The 19,972-nt window shown below is 71.2% G+C and carries 21 protein-coding genes; 10 read left to right on the plus strand and 11 right to left on the minus strand.

Features of this window, described 5'->3' with window-relative positions; genetic code table 11:
• Positions 1–197 precede the first annotated feature (197 nt).
• Positions 198–1,472, plus strand: a complete 1,275-nt coding sequence (locus tag E1281_RS15035; RefSeq protein ID WP_131878525.1) for a serine hydrolase — start codon at positions 198–200, stop codon at positions 1,470–1,472.
• Between the two features lie 11 nt (positions 1,473–1,483).
• On the opposite strand, the gene E1281_RS15040 is transcribed toward E1281_RS15035, so the two are convergent.
• The 4 genes from E1281_RS15040 to E1281_RS15055 all read right to left on the minus strand — a co-directional run bounded on the left by E1281_RS15040 (position 1,484) and on the right by E1281_RS15055 (position 5,635).
• Entirely contained in the window at positions 1,484–2,983 is a 1,500-nt protein-coding gene (locus E1281_RS15040; RefSeq protein ID WP_131878527.1) for an aspartate aminotransferase family protein, read from the minus strand.
• A gap of 63 nt (positions 2,984–3,046) precedes the next feature.
• Complete coding sequence (locus E1281_RS15045; protein ID WP_131878529.1) at positions 3,047–3,646, minus strand: TetR/AcrR family transcriptional regulator; 600 nt, start codon at positions 3,644–3,646, stop codon at positions 3,047–3,049.
• A 31-nt stretch (positions 3,647–3,677) separates the two neighbouring features.
• Positions 3,678–4,898 carry a helix-turn-helix domain-containing protein gene (locus E1281_RS15050; RefSeq protein ID WP_243716970.1) on the minus strand — a complete coding sequence of 407 codons (1,221 nt, stop codon included), beginning with the start codon at positions 4,896–4,898 and terminating at the stop codon, positions 3,678–3,680.
• A gap of 137 nt (positions 4,899–5,035) precedes the next feature.
• Positions 5,036–5,635 (minus strand): TetR/AcrR family transcriptional regulator, encoded by a 600-nt coding sequence (locus E1281_RS15055; RefSeq protein WP_243716972.1) that lies wholly within the window; start codon positions 5,633–5,635, stop codon positions 5,036–5,038.
• Positions 5,636–5,868: 233 nt separating this feature from the next.
• Between E1281_RS15055 and E1281_RS15060 the strand changes: the two genes are divergently transcribed.
• Positions 5,869–7,032, plus strand: a complete 1,164-nt coding sequence (locus E1281_RS15060) for a cytochrome P450 (protein ID WP_131878535.1) — start codon at positions 5,869–5,871, stop codon at positions 7,030–7,032.
• Positions 7,033–7,077: 45 nt separating this feature from the next.
• Here E1281_RS15060 and E1281_RS15065 read toward each other — a convergent pair whose 3' ends face one another.
• The gene (locus tag E1281_RS15065) at positions 7,078–7,896 is read right to left on the minus strand and encodes an SAM-dependent methyltransferase (RefSeq protein WP_243716973.1); all 819 of its coding nucleotides are present in this window, start codon (positions 7,894–7,896) and stop codon (positions 7,078–7,080) included.
• A gap of 185 nt (positions 7,897–8,081) precedes the next feature.
• Between E1281_RS15065 and E1281_RS15070 the strand changes: the two genes are divergently transcribed.
• Together E1281_RS15070 and E1281_RS40265 are read left to right on the plus strand one after the other, a co-directional pair.
• Positions 8,082–9,353 carry a protein kinase gene (locus E1281_RS15070; protein ID WP_165958938.1) on the plus strand — a complete coding sequence of 424 codons (1,272 nt, stop codon included), beginning with the start codon at positions 8,082–8,084 and terminating at the stop codon, positions 9,351–9,353.
• Positions 9,350–9,877, plus strand: coding sequence for a hypothetical protein (locus E1281_RS40265; protein ID WP_165958939.1), 528 nt, complete (start codon positions 9,350–9,352; stop codon positions 9,875–9,877). Before E1281_RS15070 ends, E1281_RS40265 begins: the two co-directional genes overlap by 4 nt.
• A gap of 65 nt (positions 9,878–9,942) precedes the next feature.
• Here the strand turns inward: E1281_RS40265 and E1281_RS15085 are convergent, their stop codons facing one another.
• Both E1281_RS15085 and E1281_RS15090 read right to left on the minus strand, forming a co-directional pair.
• Positions 9,943–10,776, minus strand: a complete 834-nt coding sequence (locus E1281_RS15085; RefSeq protein WP_131878545.1) for a transporter substrate-binding domain-containing protein — start codon at positions 10,774–10,776, stop codon at positions 9,943–9,945.
• A 57-nt stretch (positions 10,777–10,833) separates the two neighbouring features.
• On the minus strand, positions 10,834–11,049 hold the full coding sequence (locus tag E1281_RS15090) for a DUF3040 domain-containing protein (RefSeq protein ID WP_131878547.1): 216 nt from the start codon (positions 11,047–11,049) through the stop codon (positions 10,834–10,836).
• Between the two features lie 152 nt (positions 11,050–11,201).
• On the opposite strand from E1281_RS15090, the gene E1281_RS15095 reads away from it, so the two are divergent.
• The 4 genes from E1281_RS15095 to E1281_RS15110 all read left to right on the plus strand — a co-directional run bounded on the left by E1281_RS15095 (position 11,202) and on the right by E1281_RS15110 (position 15,421).
• On the plus strand, positions 11,202–11,801 hold the full coding sequence (locus tag E1281_RS15095; RefSeq protein ID WP_131878549.1) for a DUF2975 domain-containing protein: 600 nt from the start codon (positions 11,202–11,204) through the stop codon (positions 11,799–11,801).
• On the plus strand, positions 11,801–12,025 hold the full coding sequence (locus E1281_RS15100) for a helix-turn-helix transcriptional regulator (RefSeq protein ID WP_131878551.1): 225 nt from the start codon (positions 11,801–11,803) through the stop codon (positions 12,023–12,025). The genes E1281_RS15095 and E1281_RS15100 overlap by 1 nt, the downstream gene beginning before the upstream one ends.
• Positions 12,026–12,549: 524 nt before the next feature.
• The gene (locus E1281_RS15105) at positions 12,550–14,097 is read left to right on the plus strand and encodes an ISL3 family transposase (RefSeq protein WP_207943290.1); all 1,548 of its coding nucleotides are present in this window, start codon (positions 12,550–12,552) and stop codon (positions 14,095–14,097) included.
• A 229-nt stretch (positions 14,098–14,326) separates the two neighbouring features.
• Positions 14,327–15,421 carry a hypothetical protein gene (locus E1281_RS15110; protein ID WP_131878553.1) on the plus strand — a complete coding sequence of 365 codons (1,095 nt, stop codon included), beginning with the start codon at positions 14,327–14,329 and terminating at the stop codon, positions 15,419–15,421.
• Between the two features lie 75 nt (positions 15,422–15,496).
• Here the strand turns inward: E1281_RS15110 and E1281_RS15115 are convergent, their stop codons facing one another.
• Positions 15,497–15,886 carry a hypothetical protein gene (locus E1281_RS15115; RefSeq protein ID WP_131878555.1) on the minus strand — a complete coding sequence of 130 codons (390 nt, stop codon included), beginning with the start codon at positions 15,884–15,886 and terminating at the stop codon, positions 15,497–15,499.
• Here E1281_RS15115 and E1281_RS15120 point away from each other — a divergent pair.
• On the plus strand, positions 15,880–16,449 hold the full coding sequence (locus tag E1281_RS15120; protein WP_131878557.1) for a hypothetical protein: 570 nt from the start codon (positions 15,880–15,882) through the stop codon (positions 16,447–16,449). The genes E1281_RS15115 and E1281_RS15120 overlap by 7 nt on opposite strands.
• Positions 16,450–16,684: 235 nt before the next feature.
• Here the strand turns inward: E1281_RS15120 and E1281_RS15125 are convergent, their stop codons facing one another.
• Entirely contained in the window at positions 16,685–18,109 is a 1,425-nt protein-coding gene (locus E1281_RS15125) for an MFS transporter (protein WP_131878559.1), read from the minus strand.
• A 65-nt stretch (positions 18,110–18,174) separates the two neighbouring features.
• Here E1281_RS15125 and E1281_RS15130 point away from each other — a divergent pair, with 65 nt between their 5' ends.
• Positions 18,175–18,720: a helix-turn-helix domain-containing protein gene (locus E1281_RS15130; protein WP_207943291.1), complete on the plus strand. Its 546-nt coding sequence runs from the start codon at positions 18,175–18,177 to the stop codon at positions 18,718–18,720.
• A 177-nt stretch (positions 18,721–18,897) separates the two neighbouring features.
• Here E1281_RS15130 and E1281_RS15135 read toward each other — a convergent pair whose 3' ends face one another.
• Both E1281_RS15135 and E1281_RS15140 read right to left on the minus strand, forming a co-directional pair.
• Positions 18,898–19,569: an ATP/GTP-binding protein gene (locus E1281_RS15135; protein WP_131878561.1), complete on the minus strand. Its 672-nt coding sequence runs from the start codon at positions 19,567–19,569 to the stop codon at positions 18,898–18,900.
• Positions 19,550–19,972 (minus strand): DUF742 domain-containing protein, encoded by a 423-nt coding sequence (locus tag E1281_RS15140; RefSeq protein WP_131878563.1) that lies wholly within the window; start codon positions 19,970–19,972, stop codon positions 19,550–19,552. The genes E1281_RS15135 and E1281_RS15140 overlap by 20 nt, the downstream gene beginning before the upstream one ends.

Below are 19,972 nucleotides of genomic sequence, written 5' to 3' on the forward strand. Positions count from 1 at the left end.
CCGCACCCCCAGAGGAAGCCCCCCAAGAGGACGCGACACCGCAGCCCGCACCTCCCCAAGAAGCGCCCCCGGAGACCTCGCCACCTCAGGACCCATCTCGCCAGCAGGGCGCACCTCTTCAGGGCGCGATTCCTCAAGGCGGCGGCCCTTCACAGGGGACGGTCCAGGAGAGTGCGCCTCCTCAGGGGTATCCGGTCGTGCCCGCACCGGGGCCGTGGAGTGTGGCCTGGGACGGGACGGCTCCCCCGGCGGCACCGGCTCCGGTGCAGGAGGAGAAGGCCGGACGGGGGCGGCGCGGGATCGTCGTGCTCGTGGCGGCGCTGGTCCTGGTCGCCGGGCTTGTCACCGGGCAGCTCGTGCGGCCGGTTCCCGAGCCGACCGTCGATCTGGCCATCACGTCCAGCCACGCGTTCCCGGGGCAGACCCCGGCGCTGCCCTGGCCGACGACCGGGCAGGCGGTCGTCCACGTCGAGGGGCTCGGGACGATGGGCGCGTCGGGCGGGTCCGCGCCGACGCCCACGGCGAGCGTCGCCAAGGTGATGACGGCGTACGTGTATCTGCGGGCGCACCCGCTGCGGCCGGGCGAGCCGGGGCCGGTGCTGACGGTGTCGCCGCAGGCGGCGGCGCAGATCCCGATGCGCAAGCGGCGCGGGGAGTCGATCCTCGGGGTGACCGCGAACCAGCGGCTGACGCAGCGCAAGGCCCTTGAGGCGCTGATGGTCATCTCCGCGAACGATGTGGCGCACGAGCTGGCGCGGTGGGACGCGGGGAGCGTCCAGGCGTTCGTGGCGAAGATGAACGCGACCGCCAGGTCGCTCGGGATGACCTCCACCACGTACACCGATCCGAGCGGCTACGACGAGCGGACGGTGAGCACGGCCGCGGACCAGGTGAAGCTGCTGCGGGCGGCGATGAGGCTCCCGGCCTTCGCCGAGATCGTGAAGCAGCCGACCTACGTGCCGGACGACGGCGGGCCGCCGCGGCAGGGCGGGAACTACCTGCTGGGGCAGCACGGCGTCATCGGCGGCAAGACCGGGTACACGGACGCGGCCGGCGGCAACTTCGTGTTCGTCGCGCGCAAGGACGTCCAGGGCGTCGACACCCTGATCGTGGGCGCGGTGCTGGGGCAGGACGCCTCGGCGGCGGCGGGCGCCGTCGCCGCGGCGGAGCAGATCGTCGTCGCCGCGGCGAACGCGATGGTCGCCAAGACCCTCGCACCGAAGGGCGCGAACGTCGCGCGGGTCGACGACGGGCTCGGGGGCAGCACGCCGCTGCGCGCCTCGGCGCCGGTGACCGTCGCGGGCTGGCCCGGCCTGACCGTGCCCGTCGGCGTGGAAGGCGACCCGCCCGACCAGGCGGGCTCCGGCGCACGGGTCGGCACGCTGACGGCGGGCGCGGCGCAGGTGCCGCTGGAGCTCGCCCAGAAGCTGGACGGGCCGTCCATCGCCAAGCGGCTGATCCGTCTCGGCTGATCCGGACGGGATCAGGCGTAGAGGGCGGACAGGAAGCGGATCAGCAAGGCCTCGCGGGTGGCGGGCGGCAGGGCGTCCAGGATGGTGTTCACCACGGCCATCTCGGGCTCGCCGTCTCCGGCCGGGTCCACGCCGACCGACGCGAGAAGCCCGGCGAACCCGGCGTCGTCCAGGCTGTCGAGGTCGAGGTCGGCGAGGGCGTCCGCCAGGCCGGACGGGACGTCGGGCGGCCCGGCCCCGCGGGCGGCCTCGGCGGAGCCCGCGAGGGCGGCCAGCAGCGGCTCGACGTCGCTGACACCCGTCAGCGTGAAGTGCAGGTTCGGCGGGATGCCCTGGTAGGACAGCTGCGGCTGGAAGAACCAGCCGCGCGACCGGGCCTCGTCGGCGAGGACGAACACGTCCAGGGCGGGATCGGAGGACGCGACGGCGACGAGCGGCGCGACGGGTTCGCCGAGCACGCGCAGCCCGGGGATCCCGGCGACGCCTTCGATGAGGCGCTCCGCGGACTTCATCGCGTTCTCGGCGAGTTCGCGATAGCCCCGCGCGCCGACCGCGTTGAGGGTGGCCCACGCGGCGCCGAGCGGCCCGGCGCTCTTGCTGCTCTGGACGGTCGCGTTGATGACGGTGTAGCCGGGCCATTCGGCGGCGGCGAAGTACGCGCGGCGGCGGAGCGCCTCGTCCGCGTACAGGACGACGGAGGCGCCCTTCGGCGAGTACCCGTACTTGTGCAGGTCGCAGGAGAGGGAGGTCACGCCGGGCACGGACAGGTCGAAGGGCGGGACGTCGCGTCCCGCGTCCCGCAGCCAGGGCAGGACCCACCCGCCGACGCACGCGTCCACATGGCACGGAACCCCCGCGGAGGCGGCGACCGACGCGATCTCGGGGACCGGGTCCATGACGCCGTGCGGGTACGAGGGCGCGGAGGCGACGACGAGGACGGTGCGGGGCGTGAGGGCGGCGGCGGTCGCCGCCGGGTCGGCGCGGAACGACGAGTCCACCGGGACCTGCACGACCTCCATGCCGAGGTAGTGCGCGGCCTTGTGGAACGCCGGGTGCCCCGTCGCCGGCAGCACGATCTGCGGTGTCCCCTCGACCGGGCGGGCGTCCCGGGCCGACTTCACCGCCAGCATGATCGACTCGGTTCCGCCGCTGGTGAAGACGCCGGAGCCGCCGCCGAGCCGGTCCGCGACGGCGGCGACGATCCGGCGTTCGAGTGCCACGATGCTGGGGAACGCGGTCGGGTCGAGGCAGTTGACCTCCAGCATCTCCAGGTAGGCGGTCGCGGCGAGGTCGTGCACGGCCTCGCGTCCGGTGTCGTAGACGTAGGCGGTGACCTGGCCGCCGCGCACGGGCAGGTCGGCGTCCCGCAGCCGGGCGAGTTCCGCGAGCAGTTCGCCGGGCGGACGCCCCTCCTCGGGAAGGGCGGCGGCCTGGGGCCGGTGGTCGGAGGGCCGGTGCTCGGGAGGCCGGTGCTCGGGAGGCCGGTGCTCGGGAGGCTGGTCAGAGGGCATGGCGGTGGGCTTCCTCACTGCGTCGGTGGGGGCCGGTCGGCCGGACGGGCGGTCCGGCGGTCGTCAGGCGGTCCGGGGCAGCCCGAGCGCGGTGGCGACGGTGCGGCGCATATGGGCGCGGAACCGGGCCAGCTCGCGGGAGTCGTCCAGGCCGCGGCGCCTGCCGTCGGTGTCAAGGACGCCGCCGGAGCCGAACCCGTGGGTGCACCAGACGACCGTCCACACGACGTACTCGATGTCGACGTCGTCGGACACGACCTTCCGGGCCGCGGCGGCGACCAGGTCCACCAGCGGGCGGACGAACCGCTCCTCCAGGTGCGCGACGTCGGCGGCGTCCGAGAGCCACCGGTGCATCCACAGCGCGGGGATCTCCGGGTGCTCCGCGCAGAAGTCGACGTAGCGGTCGACGAGCGTGAGGAGCGACCCGGCGTCACTCACGCGGGCGACCGCGTCCTCCAGGACCGCGCGTTCGCTCAGGTGGGCACGTTCGATGACGGCGAGGTACAGGTCGCGCTTGCCGCCGACGTGGTAGGCGACGGTGGCCACGTTGAGCCCGGCCGCATCGGCGATCATGCGGGTGGTGGTGCCGTCGTATCCGAGCGCGGCGAACAGCCGGGTGGCGGCGTCGAGAATACGCTCGCTCGCGGTGTCACTGCTGGTCATACCGCACGTTAGGCGGCGGCTCCCGGACTTGTCAATCGCTTGATGGAGAGGCTTCGGGAGCGGTGAGCCACACGGTCAGCACCATTTCCATCTCCAGCCGCCTCTCCGGGGCGTGCAGCCGCCCGCCGAACAGCTCCTCCAGCTGGTGCAGCCGGTACCGGACGGTCTGCGGGTGGACGTGCAGGCGGTTCGCGACCTCCGTGGCGTTGAACCCGTTCTGCAGGCAGGCCAGCAGCGTGCGCATCAGCCGCTCGCGATGCCGCGGCCGGACGGCCTTCAGCGGCGCGAGGCGCAGCTCGGCGACCGTCCGGACCAGTTCCTCGTCCTTGAACATGACGAGCGCCGGCATGTGGTCGGCGCAGCGGATCAACCCGTCGGACGGCAGGATGCCGCGGCGCGCGAGCGGCAGCGCCTCGCGGGCCCAGCGCAGCGACGTGGCGGCCTCCTCCACGCGGACGGTCGGGCCGAGGGCGGCGACCCAGTCGTGCAGCACCGGCTCCAGCAGCCGGCGCCGCCCGGGCCCCTCCGGGTCGGGGACGAGCAGGCACGGCTCCCGGCGGTTCACGTCCGCGAGCACGTCGGGCGGCAGCGACGGATGCGAGAACGGATGCCGGCGCCGCTCGTACAGGACGGCCGCCGCGACCGTGCGGGGAACCTGCCACTGCGCGAGGCGCGCCAGCCCGGCGACGGCCTGCGGGGCGGCGGGCGGCTCGGCGAGCAGCAGGTCCAGCAGCCGGCGGCGGCGGTGCTCCAGCTCGCCGGCCTCCTGCTCGCGGGCCTTGGTGTAGCCCTCGGTCGCGGCGCGGGCGATCTCGTCCAGGAACGCGAAGATGGCCTCGGCGATGCTGGCGAGCGTTCGGCGGGAGATGTTGTACCGCTCCGACTCGGCGGCGAGCCGGCGCCAGGCGACGCGGGCGCCGAGCCGCAGCGAGGTCTGCAGGATGTCCAGGTCGCGGCCTTCGCGGGCCTCCGCCCAGCCGATCTCCCGGTAGACGGCGGTGACCGGCTCCCACGAGCTCTCCGGGTCCATGATCAGGTCGACGAACTGGCGCAGCGCGCCCTCGACGGCCAGGCGCACGAGCCGCGCGTACTCCTCGTCCTGCGGACGGGAGTACTCGGGGATCCCGGCGAGGATCTCCTCGATCATCTCCTCGGCGAGGGCGTCCAGATGGGGCCGGAAGATGTCGGACAGTTCACTCGGAACCCCGGCCCAGGGCGTCAGTGGCGAGCGCTCCCCTAGCGTCGTGGTCACCGTTCGCACCTCCCGCCCCCCGGCGTCCCAGGGCCTCCCCGGAAGCTACCGACGGCGGTTCGCCCAGGGCTGCACCACCGGATACGCATTGCGCCGGGACGCTTGTCACCGAAATGACAACCCGGGCGGGCGGGAGGTCAGGGGGTGGTGGCCGCCGACATCGCGCCCGCCAGCACGAGGCGGCCGGCCGTGCGGACCATCGTGGCGACCTCCTCGGGCGGCTGGCGCAGCGACGCCAGGCTGATCAGCGCGGCGAGCAGCACGTTCCCGAGGACGATCTCGACGTCGTCGCGCTCGGGCACCGGGTCGCCGATCGCCGTCGAGAGCCGGTCCCGCAGGAACAGGAACAGCACGGTGCGGGGATCGTCGACGCTGGAGTCGTCCGAGGTCACGGCCTGGATGATGGCCGAGGTCAGCGTCGGCTCCGCCCCCGCGACGTACACGATGCGCTCCAGCATCGCGGTGAGCCGCTCCAGCGGGGTGTCGCCGACCGCGAGCGCGTCGACGTCGTCGATGACCCCGTGCGCCCAGGACGCCGCGACCTCGGTGAGCAGGTGGTCCTTGGTGGCGAAGTAGCGATAGACGGTCGCGCGGGCGACACCGGCTCGGTCCGCGACGTCGTGCATGGTGACGGCCGCGTAGCCGCCCTCCAGCGCGAGGCCCCGCGCCGAGTCGATCAGCCGTTCCCGCCGCGCCTGCTGATCCTTGCTCAGCGTCCGCGTGACGGTGAACCGCATGTCACCGCTCAAAACGTCCTGCCTTTCCGCGTGGCCGCGTCTCGCCGTGGCCACCCCCATTCTTCCGCACGTACGGCTGGAACGCCTACATCAGGGGCGTTTCACCCCTTGCCGGGCATGGCGCCCCGGTTCACGATAGACCTATCGTTTGCTTGGGTGAGACTATCGTCTAGATTCCGGACTCACCGGCACGGACGTGCGGACATGCCACGCGGACCCCGAGGAGTGACCCCATGGACATCGACCTTCTCGACGGCGAGATGTACGCCACCGACCCCTGGACCGTGTACGCCCGGCTGCGCGCCGAAACCCCCGCCTACCACGACGAGGGCAACGGCCTGTGGGGCATCTCGCGGCACGCCGACGTGTTCGCCGTGGAGCGCAACCCCAAGGTGTGGACGAACTCCGGCGGCTACCGGCCGCAGCTCCCGGCCGACCCGTCCATGATCGGGCAGGACGATCCCGAGCACGCGCACCGCCGCCGCATGGTCTACCAGCGCTTCACCCCGCGCGGCGTGTCCCGCTACGCCGAGCGGATCCGCGCGACCGCCGTCGACTGCATCACCGCGGCGCTGGAGGCGGGCACCGTCGACGCCGTCCCGGCGCTGGCCGCGCCGCTGCCCGCCCGCGTCATCGGCTGGCTCCTCGGCTTCCCCGAGGAGTCGTGGCCGCAGCTCGTCCACTGGTCGGAGACGGCCGTCTACGCGGGCGGCGGGCGGCGCTACATCACCGACGAGGCGACGATCGCGGCCGGCGAGTACGCCATGGCCGTCCTCGACATGGCCAAGGAGCGCCGCGCCTGCCCCACCGACGACCTGCTGTCCATCTGGTCGAACGCGGGCCCGGACCAGCCCGCCTACGACGACCACCACCTCGCCCACGAGGCCCTGCTGTTGCTCGTCGGCGGCGCGGAGACGACCCGGACCGTCATCGCGACCACCCTGGACGCCCTCATCCGGCACCCGGCGCAATGGCGGAGGCTGCGCGAGGACCCGTCCCTCATCCCGGACGCCGTCGAGGAGTTCGTCCGCTGGACGACCCCCATCCTCAACATGTGCCGCGTCGCCGCCGAGGACACCGAGATCGGCGGCGTCCCCATTCCCGCCGGCGGCCAGATCCTGCTGATGTACGGCTCCGCCAACCGCGACGAGAACGTCTTCGACGACCCGGCCGTCTTCGATGTGACCCGGCGTCCCGGCGACCACATAGCCTTCGGCCTCGGCCCCCATTTCTGCCTGGGCGCCTCTCTCGCCCGCCTCGAACTCCAGATCTTCTTCGAGGAGTTCGTCGCCCGTGTGGAAAGCGCCGAATGGGCCGACGCCGAAGGCCCCCGCTTCCTCCGCAACGCCTTCGTGAGAGGCGTGACGGAGTTCCCCGTGACCCTCACCGCTCGCTGAGGACCGGCGCGGCGGAGCCATGGCCCGCGGGCTACGGCCCGCGGGCTACGGCTTGCGTCCCACGCCGCCGTATCCGTCGATCTCCTGCGGCGAGCCGAACGGGTCGGGGTCGGGACGCCATTCGGTGAACGGCACCACGCCGGGTTCGACCAGGTCCAGGCCGTCGAAGAAGCCCGCGATCTCCTCGGGGCCGCGCAGGTTGTACGGAACGGCGCCGCTCTCGTTGTACTCGTCGTGCGCCTGGACCGTGGCCTCGCTCGTGTCGGTGCCGTCGCTCAGGCTGAGGTAGCTGCCGGACGGGAGCCCGTCCAGCAGGCGCCGCACGATGCCGTGCGCCTCGCCGGTGTCGGCGACATGCCCCATGATCCCGTTCAGGATCAGCGCGATCGGCCGGTCGAAGTCCAGCGTGCGCGCCGCCGCCGCGAGGATGGCGTCCGGATCCCTCAGGTCGGCGTCGATGTAGTCGCAGGAGCCCTCCGGTGTGCTGGCGAGCAGCGCGTTGGCGTGGACCAGCACCAAGGGGTCGTTGTCGACGTAGGCGATCCGGCATTCGGGAGCCAGGCGCTGCGCGATCTCGTGGGTGTTGTCGGCGGTCGGGAGCCCGGTGCCGACGTCGAGGAACTGGCGGACGCCCGCCTCCGCGACCAGGTGGCGAACGGCGCGGGCCAGGTAGTGCCGGGACGCCTGCGCGGCGAAAACGATGTCGGGATAGGTGTCGCGAACCTGATTTCCGATCATCTGGTCGATCGGGTAGTTGTCCTTGCCTCCCAGCCAGTAGTTCCAGATCCGCGCGGAATGCGGAACGGTCGTGTCGATATCACCCTGCGACTCTCCGGGTGTGGCGAAACTGTCACTACCGGTCACGAAAAATCCCTTTCCAAAAACGAACGGCATACGAAGCGGGTCCCCACGCTAGACCGGCCGCCTCGCGGGCGCAGGAATTCTTGGCGACGTCCGGGGCGCCCGCGTCGAACCCCGCCCTCACCCGCCGCGTACCACCTCGTACGCCGGGGACCACACCTGGCCATGTGCGACAAGGGTTGATTCGGGTGGAATCAGGCTTGCGGCTGACCGAGCGCTACCGGCTCGTGGACCGCCTCGACGGCGGCGGGACGAACGCTTTTCCTCCGGTCGAACGGTGCTCGCTGGAGGTCTGGCGGGCCTGGGACGAGCTGCTCGGCCGCCCCGTCGCGGTGAAGCTGCTCGCACCCGCGCACAGCGGCCTGCACCGCACGTTCCAGAAGGGCGTCAACCGCGCCGCCGGCCTCTCCCACGCGGCGCTGGAGAGGGTCTACGACAGCGACCGGACCCGCGACGCGTCCGGACGGCTCGTCTCCTACGTCGTCACCGAGTTCCTCGGCGGCGAGACCCTCGCCGAGCACCTGCGCACCGGCCCGCTCACCGCGTCCGAGACGAGCCGGATCTGCGCCCAGATCGCCGGGGCGCTGGAGGCCGCGCACAAGGCCGGTGTGCCGCACGGCGACCTGAGGCCGGGCAAGATCCTCCTCCTCTACGGCGACGTCAAGGTCGTGGACACCGGCATCGCCGGGATCGTCCGCCGGGTCCGGGAGCCGTCCGGCACGGAGACGGCACCCCTCTCCGCCGGTGCGGCGGCCGCGGAGGCCGCGGCGGCCGACATCCGCGCGCTCGGCGCCGTCATCTCCGCCTGCCTCCCCGAAGCGGCGCCGGCGGACCTGACCGCGCTCGCCGCCCGCTGCGCCGCCGCGACCGCCGGGGACGGGCCGTCCGCGACCGAGATCGCCGCGCTCCTCACCCGCGACGACGGGCCGCGGGGCCCCGTGTTCGCCAACGGCGGGCGAGTAGGGCCGTCCCACGACCACCGCACCCGGGCCCTGCGGGTGCCCGCGCGCCCGTCCCGCAAGGGCGCCCGCCTGGCGGCGTCCGCGCTGGTGGTCGCCATCCCCGCCACGGCCGCCGCCGCGATGCTCCTCTCCGCGCCGCGCACGCCGGTCACCGTCCCGCCGCCCCCGGCGGGAGCGGACGCGACTCCGGTCCCGGAGTCTCCGCCGCCCGGCCGGGACGCCCGCGCGGCCGAACCCGCCGTGGCCGGCGCGCTCGAACGGCTGCGCCCGATCGTGGACCGCGGCTACAGCGCGGGCGAGATCCGCTCCGACGTCGCCATCGACCTCACCAACGTGATCACCAACCTGGAGAACGACCTCACCGCCGGCCGGGAGGTCGACGTGGAGCAGCGGATAGACCTCCTCCAGGAAAAGATCGCCACCCGCCGCAGTGAGCGCGGCCTGTCCCCGGACCTCGCCGACGAACTCAACCGCGTCCTGGCGACGATCCAGTCATGACGGACGAAGAAGAGACCGACATCTGGCAGAGCGAGGAGCTCCGCCCGTCTCGCGGATCCACCCTGCCATGGCTGGCGCTCGCCGGGATCGCCGCCACGGTCGCCGCCGCGTCCACGCTCGTCATCGGGATCGGCGACTCGCTCGGCGACGACCGTCCGCCCAGCCGCCTGCTCCCCCTCCAGGCGGCCTCACCTCCGCCCACACCGCGGCCGTCCCCGTCGCACTCCCCCACGGAAGACACACCCACCCCCGAACCACCCGAACCGCCCATATACGAGGCACTGCTCAGGCTCCGCTTCGCCGTGGACGAAGGCGTCGAGCAGGGCGACGTCCGCGACGACGTGGGCATCGACCTCACCAACGTGATCGAGCGGATCCTCGACCATCCCGGCGCCCCGCCCGAACAACGCCGCGCGGACGTGGCGCACCTGCACCACAAGATCGCCACACGGGCGCGGGAGGGCGCGATCGACGACGACCGCGCCAGAGAACTCCACCGCATCCTCGCCCGCGCCACCCGTTGACTTGCGGCGTGTCGTTGTTTCAGACGCCCTCAGAACAACGACACGCCGCAAGTCGACGCACCGCGCTAGACGCAGCCCTCGAACTGGGGGACCTCGATGATCGACAGGTCGAGGCCGGGGGTACCGCCGAACCACTTGTCCAGCAGCTTCGGGGCCGTCCCGTCCTGGTACATCCGCGTGATGGCCTTGTTCAGCGCCTCGCACCCGCGGACGTCGCCCTTCTGCAGCCCGATCCCGGTGTTCTGCTCGCCGATCCGGGCGTTCACCAGCCGGAACCCGTCGCCCTCGCGCTTGACGAGCCCGGCCAGGATCACGTCGTTGGTGCTGATGGCGTCCACCGCACCCGCCTTGATCTTTTCCATGCACTCGTCGTAGTCCTTGGCGGGGACGAGCCTGGCCGTCATCCCGTGGATCGCCCTCAGCCGTTCCGCGGGGTTCGCACCCTGCACCGAGCAGAACCTCCGCCCCTTCAGGTCCCGGATGCCCTCGACCCCGCGTTCGTCCTCCCGCACGAGAACGTCCTGGTAGGACATGTAGTACGGCCCCGCGAACGAGATCTCCGTCTTGCGCTCCGGCGTGACCGACAGCGTCGCGAGGACCATGTCGGCCCGCCCCGAGGTCAGCAGCGGAATCCGATCGGCCGCGAGCGCCTCGACGAACCGGACGCCCTTCCCGAGCCGGTCCGCCACGTAGCGCGCGACGTCGATGTCGAATCCCTCGAACTCGCCGTCCCCGCGTTTACGCCCGATCCCCGGCAGATCCGGCCGTACACCGACCACCAGCGTCGACTTGTCGAGCAGCGATTCCGGCCCGGTCTGCCCGCAGGCGCCAACCAGGCCGCCCAGGAGAACGACCGCCGCCAGAATCCGCGACACCCCACCCACACCCCGCACCGTCACGAGGTAACAATAAGTCCCCTATGACGGAAAGGTCAGGGCTTCCCCCAGCTAACGCACCTAACCGGACACCGCGGCGGCGATCGCCCCCACCACGAGGACCGCCACGAGGATGGCCGCGGTCAGCACCCAGCACAGCCGCAGGCTCGGCTCCGGGCGCGGCGGCGCCGACAACCGGTTGAACATCTCGAACCGCTCCGCCAGCTCGCGATCCTCACGGCACAGGCCCATCTCGATCAGCGCGAGTACGCGGCTCTCATGCAACGGCAGGCTCATCGCTCCTCCAGCCCTGGCTCATCCGCTACGACGCTCCTCCCCTAACTAACCCGCACGAGCAAGATCTACCGCCACGGACCCCCACCCCCTTGACGCAGGCATATCGAATATCGATACTATCGATATTCGATACACCACCTACTGGGGGAACCATGCACGCCACATCCTGGTTGAGACGCCTCGACCGCCACGGCCTGGAGCTCACGCTCGGCCTCGCCCTGCTGGCGGTCGGCCTCACCGCCCTCTTCCCGCTTCTGGGGATCGCCGGCCTGACCCCGGCGGACGCCCGCGAAGTGGACATCGACACCCATACACAGGCACCCGGCCTTTCGTCCGGCGCGATGTCACTGCGGGGCACCCACCACGCAGAACTCACCATCGACGACCCCGGCCTGATGGACCGCGTCCTGCTCGCCGGCCCCAAGATCGTCCAGGCGATACTGGTGATCGTGGTCCTGACGCTCCTCATGCGGATGGCCAAGACGTTCCAGGACGGCGAGGTCTTCGTCCCGCAGAACACCCGCCGCCTCTACGCGATCGCCTTCACCCTCATGCTGACGGCGCTCGTCGTCCCCGCGCTCGACACCGTCACGACGATCGCCCTGGTCAGCGGCACACCCCTGGAGCAGACGGTGGACACCGGCTACACCTTGCCCGGGATCCCCCTGCTCCTCGCCTTCCTCACCACCGCCCTGGCGGGCGCGTTCGCCCACGGCACCCGCCTCCGCGCCGACACCGAGGGCCTCGTCTGATGCCACCGGACGAGCCCCACCAGATCGAGGTCCACCTCGACCAACTCCTGGCCGACCGCGGCATCACCCTCACCGAACTGGCCGAACGCGTCGGCGTGACCCCGGTCAACCTCTCCATCCTGAAGAACGGCCGCGCCAAGGCGATCCGCTACACCACCCTCAGCGCCCTATGCCGCGAACTCGCCTGCCAACCAGGCGACCTCCTCACCTACAAAACCCACTGACCCGCTCACCCACAAGGCCCCGTGACCCGGGCGTGCTCACCCCAGCCGACCCCACGGACGCACCGACACCAGCCACCGCCGCAACCCCGCAACAACAAAACCACTGCGATCGCGACCGAAGGCAGGTTTCGAGCCTGCGAGAAACCTGATCGCGAAGCGAGCCGCAAGGCGAGCCGGAGCGATGCAGCGATCGCACCGCAGTTCCCGCCGAAGGAGGGCCCGCTAGGGCCCGACACCAAGGGACTGCAATAAATACGCCAAGGGACTGCAATAAATAGGCTCTGACCCACTCTCGATGATCGGGTGATTCAGGGTCAGCTCGGGGAGCGCTGGGCGCGTGTACCGACGTTGATCGCGATTCCGTAACGGGCTGCGCACCGAAGCGGCCGCTCGTCAACGATCTGGTTTGTCGAGAACCCGATCACCAACGAGCGGCCGTGGGGTCAATTGTGCTGCATATGCCGGCGGGCGAAGATGCCTGCTGCCTTCTTCTGTTCTGCCCAGCTCTCAAGGACGTGCGAGTCTTGGATGTTGAGGAACGCGGCGACACCGTGCGGATCGCGGCGCGCACCTCGGCGGCCGAGGGCTCGTGCCCAGAGTGCGGGCTGTCGTCGGCTCAGGTGCACAGCCGGTACCGACGGACCTTGCGGGATCTGGCGGCGTGCGGCCGCCCGCTCATGATCGAGCTGGAGGTGCGCCGGTTCTTCTGCGGTGAGCCCGGCTGCGAACGGGAGATCTTCGCCGAGCAGGTCGACGGACTGACCCAGCGGCATGCCCGCCGCACCGGTGCGTTGCGCGATCTGCTCACCTCGGTCGCGATAGCGCTGGCCGGGCGCGCCGGGGCCCGTATGGCCGCCATGATCGGCGTGCCGGTGAGCCGATCCACGCTGCTGCGGATGCTGCGGGCCTTGCCCGATCCGGAAGTCGGCCAGGTCACGGTGCTGGGTGTCGACGATTGGGCCAGGCGGCGCGGAAATTCCTATGGCACCGTCCTGGTGAACATGGACACCCACCGGCCTGTCGATCTGCTGGACGGCCGGACCGCCGGCGATTTGGCGGCCTGGCTGAAGGACCATCCCTGGGTGCAAGTGATCTGCCGAGACAGAGCCGGTTCCTATGCCGACGGCGCTCGTGAGGGCGCCCCCGCCGCCATCCAGGTCGCCGATCGATTCCACTTGTGGCAGAACCTTGCTCAGGCGTTGGAGAAGACGGTCCGCGCTCACCGCTCCTGCCTGCACGAACCGGACACCGCGGTCGAGGACGAGACCGGCGGGGAGGTCGAGCCTGTCCAGCGTCCCCAGACCCTGGATTCCTACGGCAACGAGCGGCCGATGGTGGCGCGGACGCAAGATCTCTACGCACGGGTGCAGGCACTGAGAAACACCGGCGCGTCCCTGAACGCCATCAGCCGCGAGCTCGGCCTGGCGTTCCGCACCGCCCGCAAGTACGCGAGCGCCAGCAGCGTGGAGGAGCTGTTGGCACCGACCTTGGGGCGCGCCAGCCAGCTGGACGAGTTCAAGCCTCATCTCACCCGTCGGTGGAACCAGGGTTGCACCAATGCCGTCCAGCTTCACGCCGAGATCAAGGCCCAGGGTTTCACCGGCAGCCGCCGCGCCGTTCAGGGCTGGCTCAAGCCGCTGCGCGGACACCAGCACGTCCGGCAAGAACCCTGCCCGCCACCCAAGCCCCGCCGCGTCACCCGCTGGATCATGACCCACCCCGACCGGCTGCACCCCGATGACAAGGCCCGCCTGGAGCAGATCCTGGCCCGCTGTCGCGAACTCGCCGACGCCGCCGCACACGTCCGCGGCTTCGCCACGATGATGACCAACCGGGACGGCCACCTTCTCGACGATTGGATCACCGCAGCCGAAGCCGGAGAATCACCCCAGCTGGCCGCCTTCGCCACCGGACTTCGCCGCGACCATGCCGCGGTGCAGGCCGGGCTGACCTTGCCACACAGCAGCGGCGCCGTCGAAGGCATCGTGAACAAGATCAGATTCCTGAAACGGCAGATGTTCGGCCGCGCCAACTTCGACCTCCTACGGGCCCGGGTCCTCCACTACAGCTGAGTCGAACACCACGCTCAGTCTTGAGATGTGGCCAGAGCCTGCTCCCTGAGAGGGTGTTTGCAGGGGATTGTCGTTGTCTCACGTGTGCGGGGGAGGTTGTGCGGCAGGTGCCGACGCCCGGCAGGCAGTCCGCGGCGGCATACAGGAGTGCGTTGACGCTCTCCCGCATCGCATAGCGGCCCTCGCCGTAGGCGCCCCTGGCGGGCATGTTCCATGATTTTCTGGGCGGATGTCCTACGTGCGGATCGTCATCCTCACGGTGCTGACCGCGCCTGGCCTGTCTCTGCTTCTGCTGCCGGTCGATCACGTAGAACTCGCTGGGGTGCTGATCGGCATGGCATCGGGTTTCCTTCTGCGTGGGGAGCCCTCTCGGGCGGCAATGGGCACGCTGTGCGGCAGTGTCTTGGCGGTACTGATCGGGGCGGCTTCCGGCGGCGGGTCTGAGTTCGCCGACCGGATGGCGGGCTGGCCGGGCTGGCCCGCGGGTGCCGTACTCGCCTATCTGATCGCGGCCAAGGGGCTGCCCCCAAAGACGACCATGGCGAGGGGGGATGCCGTACTGCCCGCGGGTGTCGCCGCGTTGACCGCCGCCGCGCTGGGTTGCGGGCAGCTTGTCGCGGCCAAGGCCATGGGCGTGACGTTGTGGGAGGACTACCACGAATGGGACGGCCCGGGCTGGTATCGCGATCTCAGCGAGGCCATCTGGTATCCCGCGGTCGCGGTGGTGATCGCCGCGGTGGCCGCGAGCAGACTTCGCCGCGGTCGCGGTCGCTTCCTGGCTCTTCCGGTCGCCGCCTGGTTTGGCTGCGCGGTGACGGCCGGGCCGTTGCAGTACGCCCAGGCGCTCGGGGTGTCCGACAAGCCCGCGAGCGTCGCGCTTCTCGCCGGTCTCGCCGGGGGCGGCATCGGCGCCGCCGCGGCCGCCGCCGGTCTGCGGCACGCCGGGACGAGGCTCGGGCTGGTCACCTTCATCCCGGCCGTCACGGTGGGCACGGCGGCGGATGCCTGGCTGGGTGACTTCGCCATGCCGTTGGACGTGGTCGTCCCGGTGGCGCTGGTCGCCATCGTGGCCGCTAGGACAGCCCGCCGGGACAACAGTGTGGAATCCGGCGTCATCGCGGGCACGGCGGGACCGCTGCTGATCTGGTCGGTCTACCTGACGGTGGGGCCCAGGCTCTACGATCACACCTCGCAGAGCAACCCATACTGGCTGGCCTGGACGGGCGTGCCGCTGGGCCTGTTCATCGCGCTGGCGGCGGCCACCCTGGCGGTCGTCGGCGACCGAGACGGCTCTCCGGTCGAGCCGGCGCGGCCGGCAAAGTAGCCGGGAACGCCGGTTTCCATGCGGTCGCCGCACCCGAGTGGTCGCCTCTCATGGCGGTCTCAGAGGGGAGCTCTGCTAGCTTTCGCGCCGATTCATGATGAACAGTTCGGGTTCGGGTTCGGAGAGGATGTCTCGTCCGACCAGCCGTTTGAGTTTGGCGCGCATGGCTTCGGTGTGCCGTGGCTGGTCCCCGATGTCCAGGGCGCGGCACAGCTCCTTGGCGCGCAGACCACCCTCAGTGCGCGTGAGAACGGCCAGAATGTCCTGGTAGGCGGACGGGAGCGTGCCGCAGGGCCGCGGCTGGGCATCGACAGGTTCTGGTTCGGCGACCTCCTGCAGCGTCCGGCGCGTCTTGGGAGGTAACCGGCCGGTATGCCGGGTGCGGGCTGCTGGTGAGCGGCAGGATCGAATCATGAAAACGGCTGGGGTCGCGGCGATCAGCGTGGTGAGTTGGCTACTTGTCATCGCCGGCCACTACTTCCCCTGGCGGGGGTACTACGACTACGCCCCCCCTGGCCGTCTCCCTCCTCGTCGTCGCCTACGCGGCGGCGGTCATCGCGACCGTGGCCTGGGTGGTGCTGTTCTGGCGGCACCACTATCGCGCTTGGGCATGGGCCGTGGGCGGCGCGACCCTCGCCCTCGTCGTCACCATCACACAGGTTCCCTGGAACAATGTCTTCGGGCGGACCTGGTACACGGCCCATCACACGGAATTCCAGACGCTGGCCGATGCCGCCCACCAGGAACAGCTGCACCCAGACTCCGACGGCTGGGTCCGAGGACACGACTCCTCGGTCCCCAACTTCGGCCACGGGCTCCAAGACGTCCCCGTCCCCGGGGCACCTGGGCGCGTCCTCATGGCTGGGATGTCGTCGGAGGAGGTGTCGGAGAATTTGTACGTCCACGTCTACGGACGGCCGGACGCTGCCCGAATCGACCCTTGCACGATCACGACGGCCACCTTCGGCGAGCACTACCGCTGCGCCCGGCTGGGCGCCGGCTGGTGGTGGCTCCAGCGCCGGTACTGACCCACCGGCGGACGTCGCGCTGACAAGACGCTCCGATCGCGATCAGCAACGCTCCGTACGGCTGAAGCCCTCCGAGCTCACCCTGAGTCACCCGATCATCGAGAGTGGGTCAGAGCCGATAAATACAACGGGGCACCTCTCCGGATGAGGTGCCCCGCTGTGATTCGGGACTGGCGGGCGAACCGGGCCCTTGCGGGTCCGGGTCAAGGCTTCGTCCGCTGCCCGGGTCCTTCTGTCATGAGGTGCCTGCGACCACTTCCGTTTCTGTGTCGGGGACGGTGGGGGACGGCTGCGGTCGGCGCGGGTTCATGCCAAGGGCGGCGATCGCAGCGATCACCATGAACCCGCCGACCAGCAGCCAGGCGTTCACATAGGCGTTGTGGGCGTCGGTGTAGCCGGCCGGGGAGCCGAGGACGGCGACGGCGAGGCTGACACCCAGGACGGTGCCGATCTGCCGGCTCATGTTGACCACCGCACTGCCCGTGGCGTAGCGGTGGGACGGCAGGTCGACGGCGGCGGCCGAGAGGATCGTCGGCAGGGCGAGGCCGACGCCCGTGCCGCCGATGAGCCAGCCCGGCAGCAGCTCGGTCGTGTAGGCCGGTGCCGGGCCGAGGCTCATCGCGATCATGACGACGCCGAACGCGCAGAGCATGCAGCCGACGGCGGTGATCAGACCGGCGGGGACGCGCGCCGCGGCCATCTTCCCGGCCACGATCGCCATGATCGGAACCATCAGCGGGCCGGGCGCGACGGCGAGCCCGGTCTTGATGGCGGAGTAGCCCCAGACCTGCTGCATCCACAGGACGCCGAGCAGGAGGTTGGCGGCGAACGCGACGCTGAACAGCAGGACGGTCGCGTTCGACCAGGAGAAGGTGCGCACGGCGAGCAGCGAGGGCTCGATGACCGGCCGGGGGTGCCGCAGGGAGCGCACCCAGAACCAGGCGAGCGCGAGGAGGGCCCCGCCGATGACGACGGTGGTCTGGTCGCCCGGCCAGTCGTTGATCTTCACGAGGCCGAGCGCGAGGGCGGCGATCGCGATCGTGAGGACCGCGGTCCCCGGCAGGTCGGGGATGCGGGCCGTGGAGCCCTCGCGGGAGTCGGGGACGTACCGGAGCGCGAGCAGCGTCACGGCGATCCCGATCGGGATGTTGACCTCGAACACCAGCCGCCAGGAGCTGTCCACGAGGACGCCGCCGATCGCGGGGCCGGCCGCGGCGGCGAGCGCGGCGGAGGCGGACCAGATCCGCACCGCGCCGCCCCGGCGGGACGCCGGGTAGACCGACAGCAGCAGGCCGAGGCTCGTGGGGATGAGCGCGGCCGCGCCGACGGCCTGCAGGATGCGGAAGCCGACGAGCGACCACAGGTCCGGCGCCCACGCGCAGGCCTGGGAGGCGGCGGTGAAGACGACGAGCCCCAGGATGAGGACGGGCTTGCGGCCGTAGCGGTCGGCGAGGCGGCCGAGCGGGACGAGCAGGGCGGCGAAGACGATCGCGTACGAGTTGAGGACCCAGGACAGGTCGGCCATGGGATGACCGGCGAAGTCACGGCCGATCTCGTCGAACGCGACGTTGACGATGAACAGGTCGAGGCCCGCCATGAAGGAGGCCACGGAGAGCACGACGAGCACCGGCCGTGGGCGCACCTGACTTTGTTCTCCCATAGTCAGGGAGGCTAGCGAGCGGGCTGACTTTGGTCAAGCGAAGTCAGAAGGTTTATAGTGGACGCGTGACAATCGCACTTGAGGGGCACTTCGCCGACCGCGACGCCTGGTCAATGCAGAACTGCCCGGTCGCGAGGACGCTCGCCGCGCTCGGCCCGCCGTCGGCGGTGCTGGTGCTCAGCGAGGCGTACTTCGGGACCAACCGGTTCGGCGACTTCGTCCGCAACCTCGCCATGACCGAGTCCGCCGTGACCGCGCGCCTGCGCCATCTCGTCAAGGCCGGACTGCTCAGCCGCGAGCCCTACCAGGAGCCGGGGCAGCGCACGCGCTACGAGTACCACCTGACGAAGATGGGCCAGGACCTCGCGCCCACGCTCGTCGGCCTCATGGAATGGGGCGAGACGTACCTGCCCGGCGACGAGGGGCGCCAGGTCAGGCTGACCCACGCCGGCTGCGGCAAGGCGGTGACGTCGCAGGTCAGGTGCGCCGACGGCCACGACGTCGGCGTGGACGAGATCATCATGGGCCCGCCCAACCTCGACGAGCCCCAGAACGGCGGCGGCCCGGCCCGCGCCGACCAGACCGCCGACCGCCCGTCCGACGACGGCTAGGGGCGCGTTCGAGGACGCCCCCGGCCACGCACGCGAGCGCGCGCCCTGACCGGTGAGGCGATGCCGGAGGCGAGCCTCACCGGGAAGATCGCGAAGCGATTCGCGCTCGCACAGGCCAGGTCACGGAGCGAGCCGCCAGGCGAGCGCAGTGGGCCTGGACTGCAACAAACACAGCGGCTAACCCTCTGGGGTGCGGGCCGGGGTTCTCCAGGCGCGGGGGCTCGTGGACGACGGGCCGCTGGCGAGCCGGAGCGCGTGCTCGACCAGCGAGACGAGCACCTGCTTGGCCGACACCGTCCGGCGCGCGTCGCACAGCAGGACGGGGACGTGCGGGTCGATGTCCAGCGCCATCCGGATCTCGGGCGGGTCGTAGCGGTCGGCGTCGTCGAAACAGTTGACGGCGACGACGAACGGCGTGCCCTTCTGCTCGAAGTAGTCGATCGAGGCGAAGCTCGCCATCAGCCGCCGCGTGTCGGCCAGCACGACCGCGCCGAGCGCGCCGCGCGACAACTCGTTCCACATGAACCAGAACCGCTCCTGGCCGGGCGTCCCGAACAGGTAGATCGCGACGCCGTCGCGCAGCGTGATCCGGCCGAAGTCCATGGCGACGGTCGTGGTGGTCTTGTCGCCGACGCCGTCGAGGTCGTCGACGCCGACGCTCGCCTCGGTCAGCGCCTCCTCGGTGCGCAGCGGCCGGATCTCGCTGACCGCGCCGACCATCGTCGTCTTCCCGACCCCGAATCCGCCGGCGACAAGGATCTTCAACGCGACCCGCGGACCATCGGCCCGCTCGTCGTGGTCGTCGTTCACGTCGGCGTCCGGCGGGGGGTCAGAGCGCGCGGAGTTCATCGAGCACCCTCCTGAGCAGGTTCTGGTCGGTGTGCGGCTGGACGTAGGGCTGGCCGGCCGGCGTGGACCACCGCTGGACGTCCACGAGGCCGGAGTCGAGCAGGTCGCCGACCAGGACCCGAATCACGCCGAGCGGCAGGTCCAGGTCCGAGGCGAGGTCGGCGAGGGCGTGCGGGCGGCGGCACAGCGCCAGCAGGCGGCGCTGCTGGCGCGACAGCCGGCCCGGTTCGGCGGGCCGCCTGCCGGTCGCGACGAGGATCGACACGATGTCGAGGGGCTCGCCGCTCGGCTGGGTGCGGCCGCGCGTCACCGCGTAGGGGCGGACGATGGGGCCGGCCGCGGCGTCCAGCCATCGTTCCCGGCCGGGGCCCCGGGGGGCGCCCGGCGTTTCGCTCGGATCCAT

The sequence above is a fragment of the Actinomadura sp. KC345 genome (genome assembly GCF_004348515.1).
GTDB lineage: Bacteria > Actinomycetota > Actinomycetes > Streptosporangiales > Streptosporangiaceae > Spirillospora.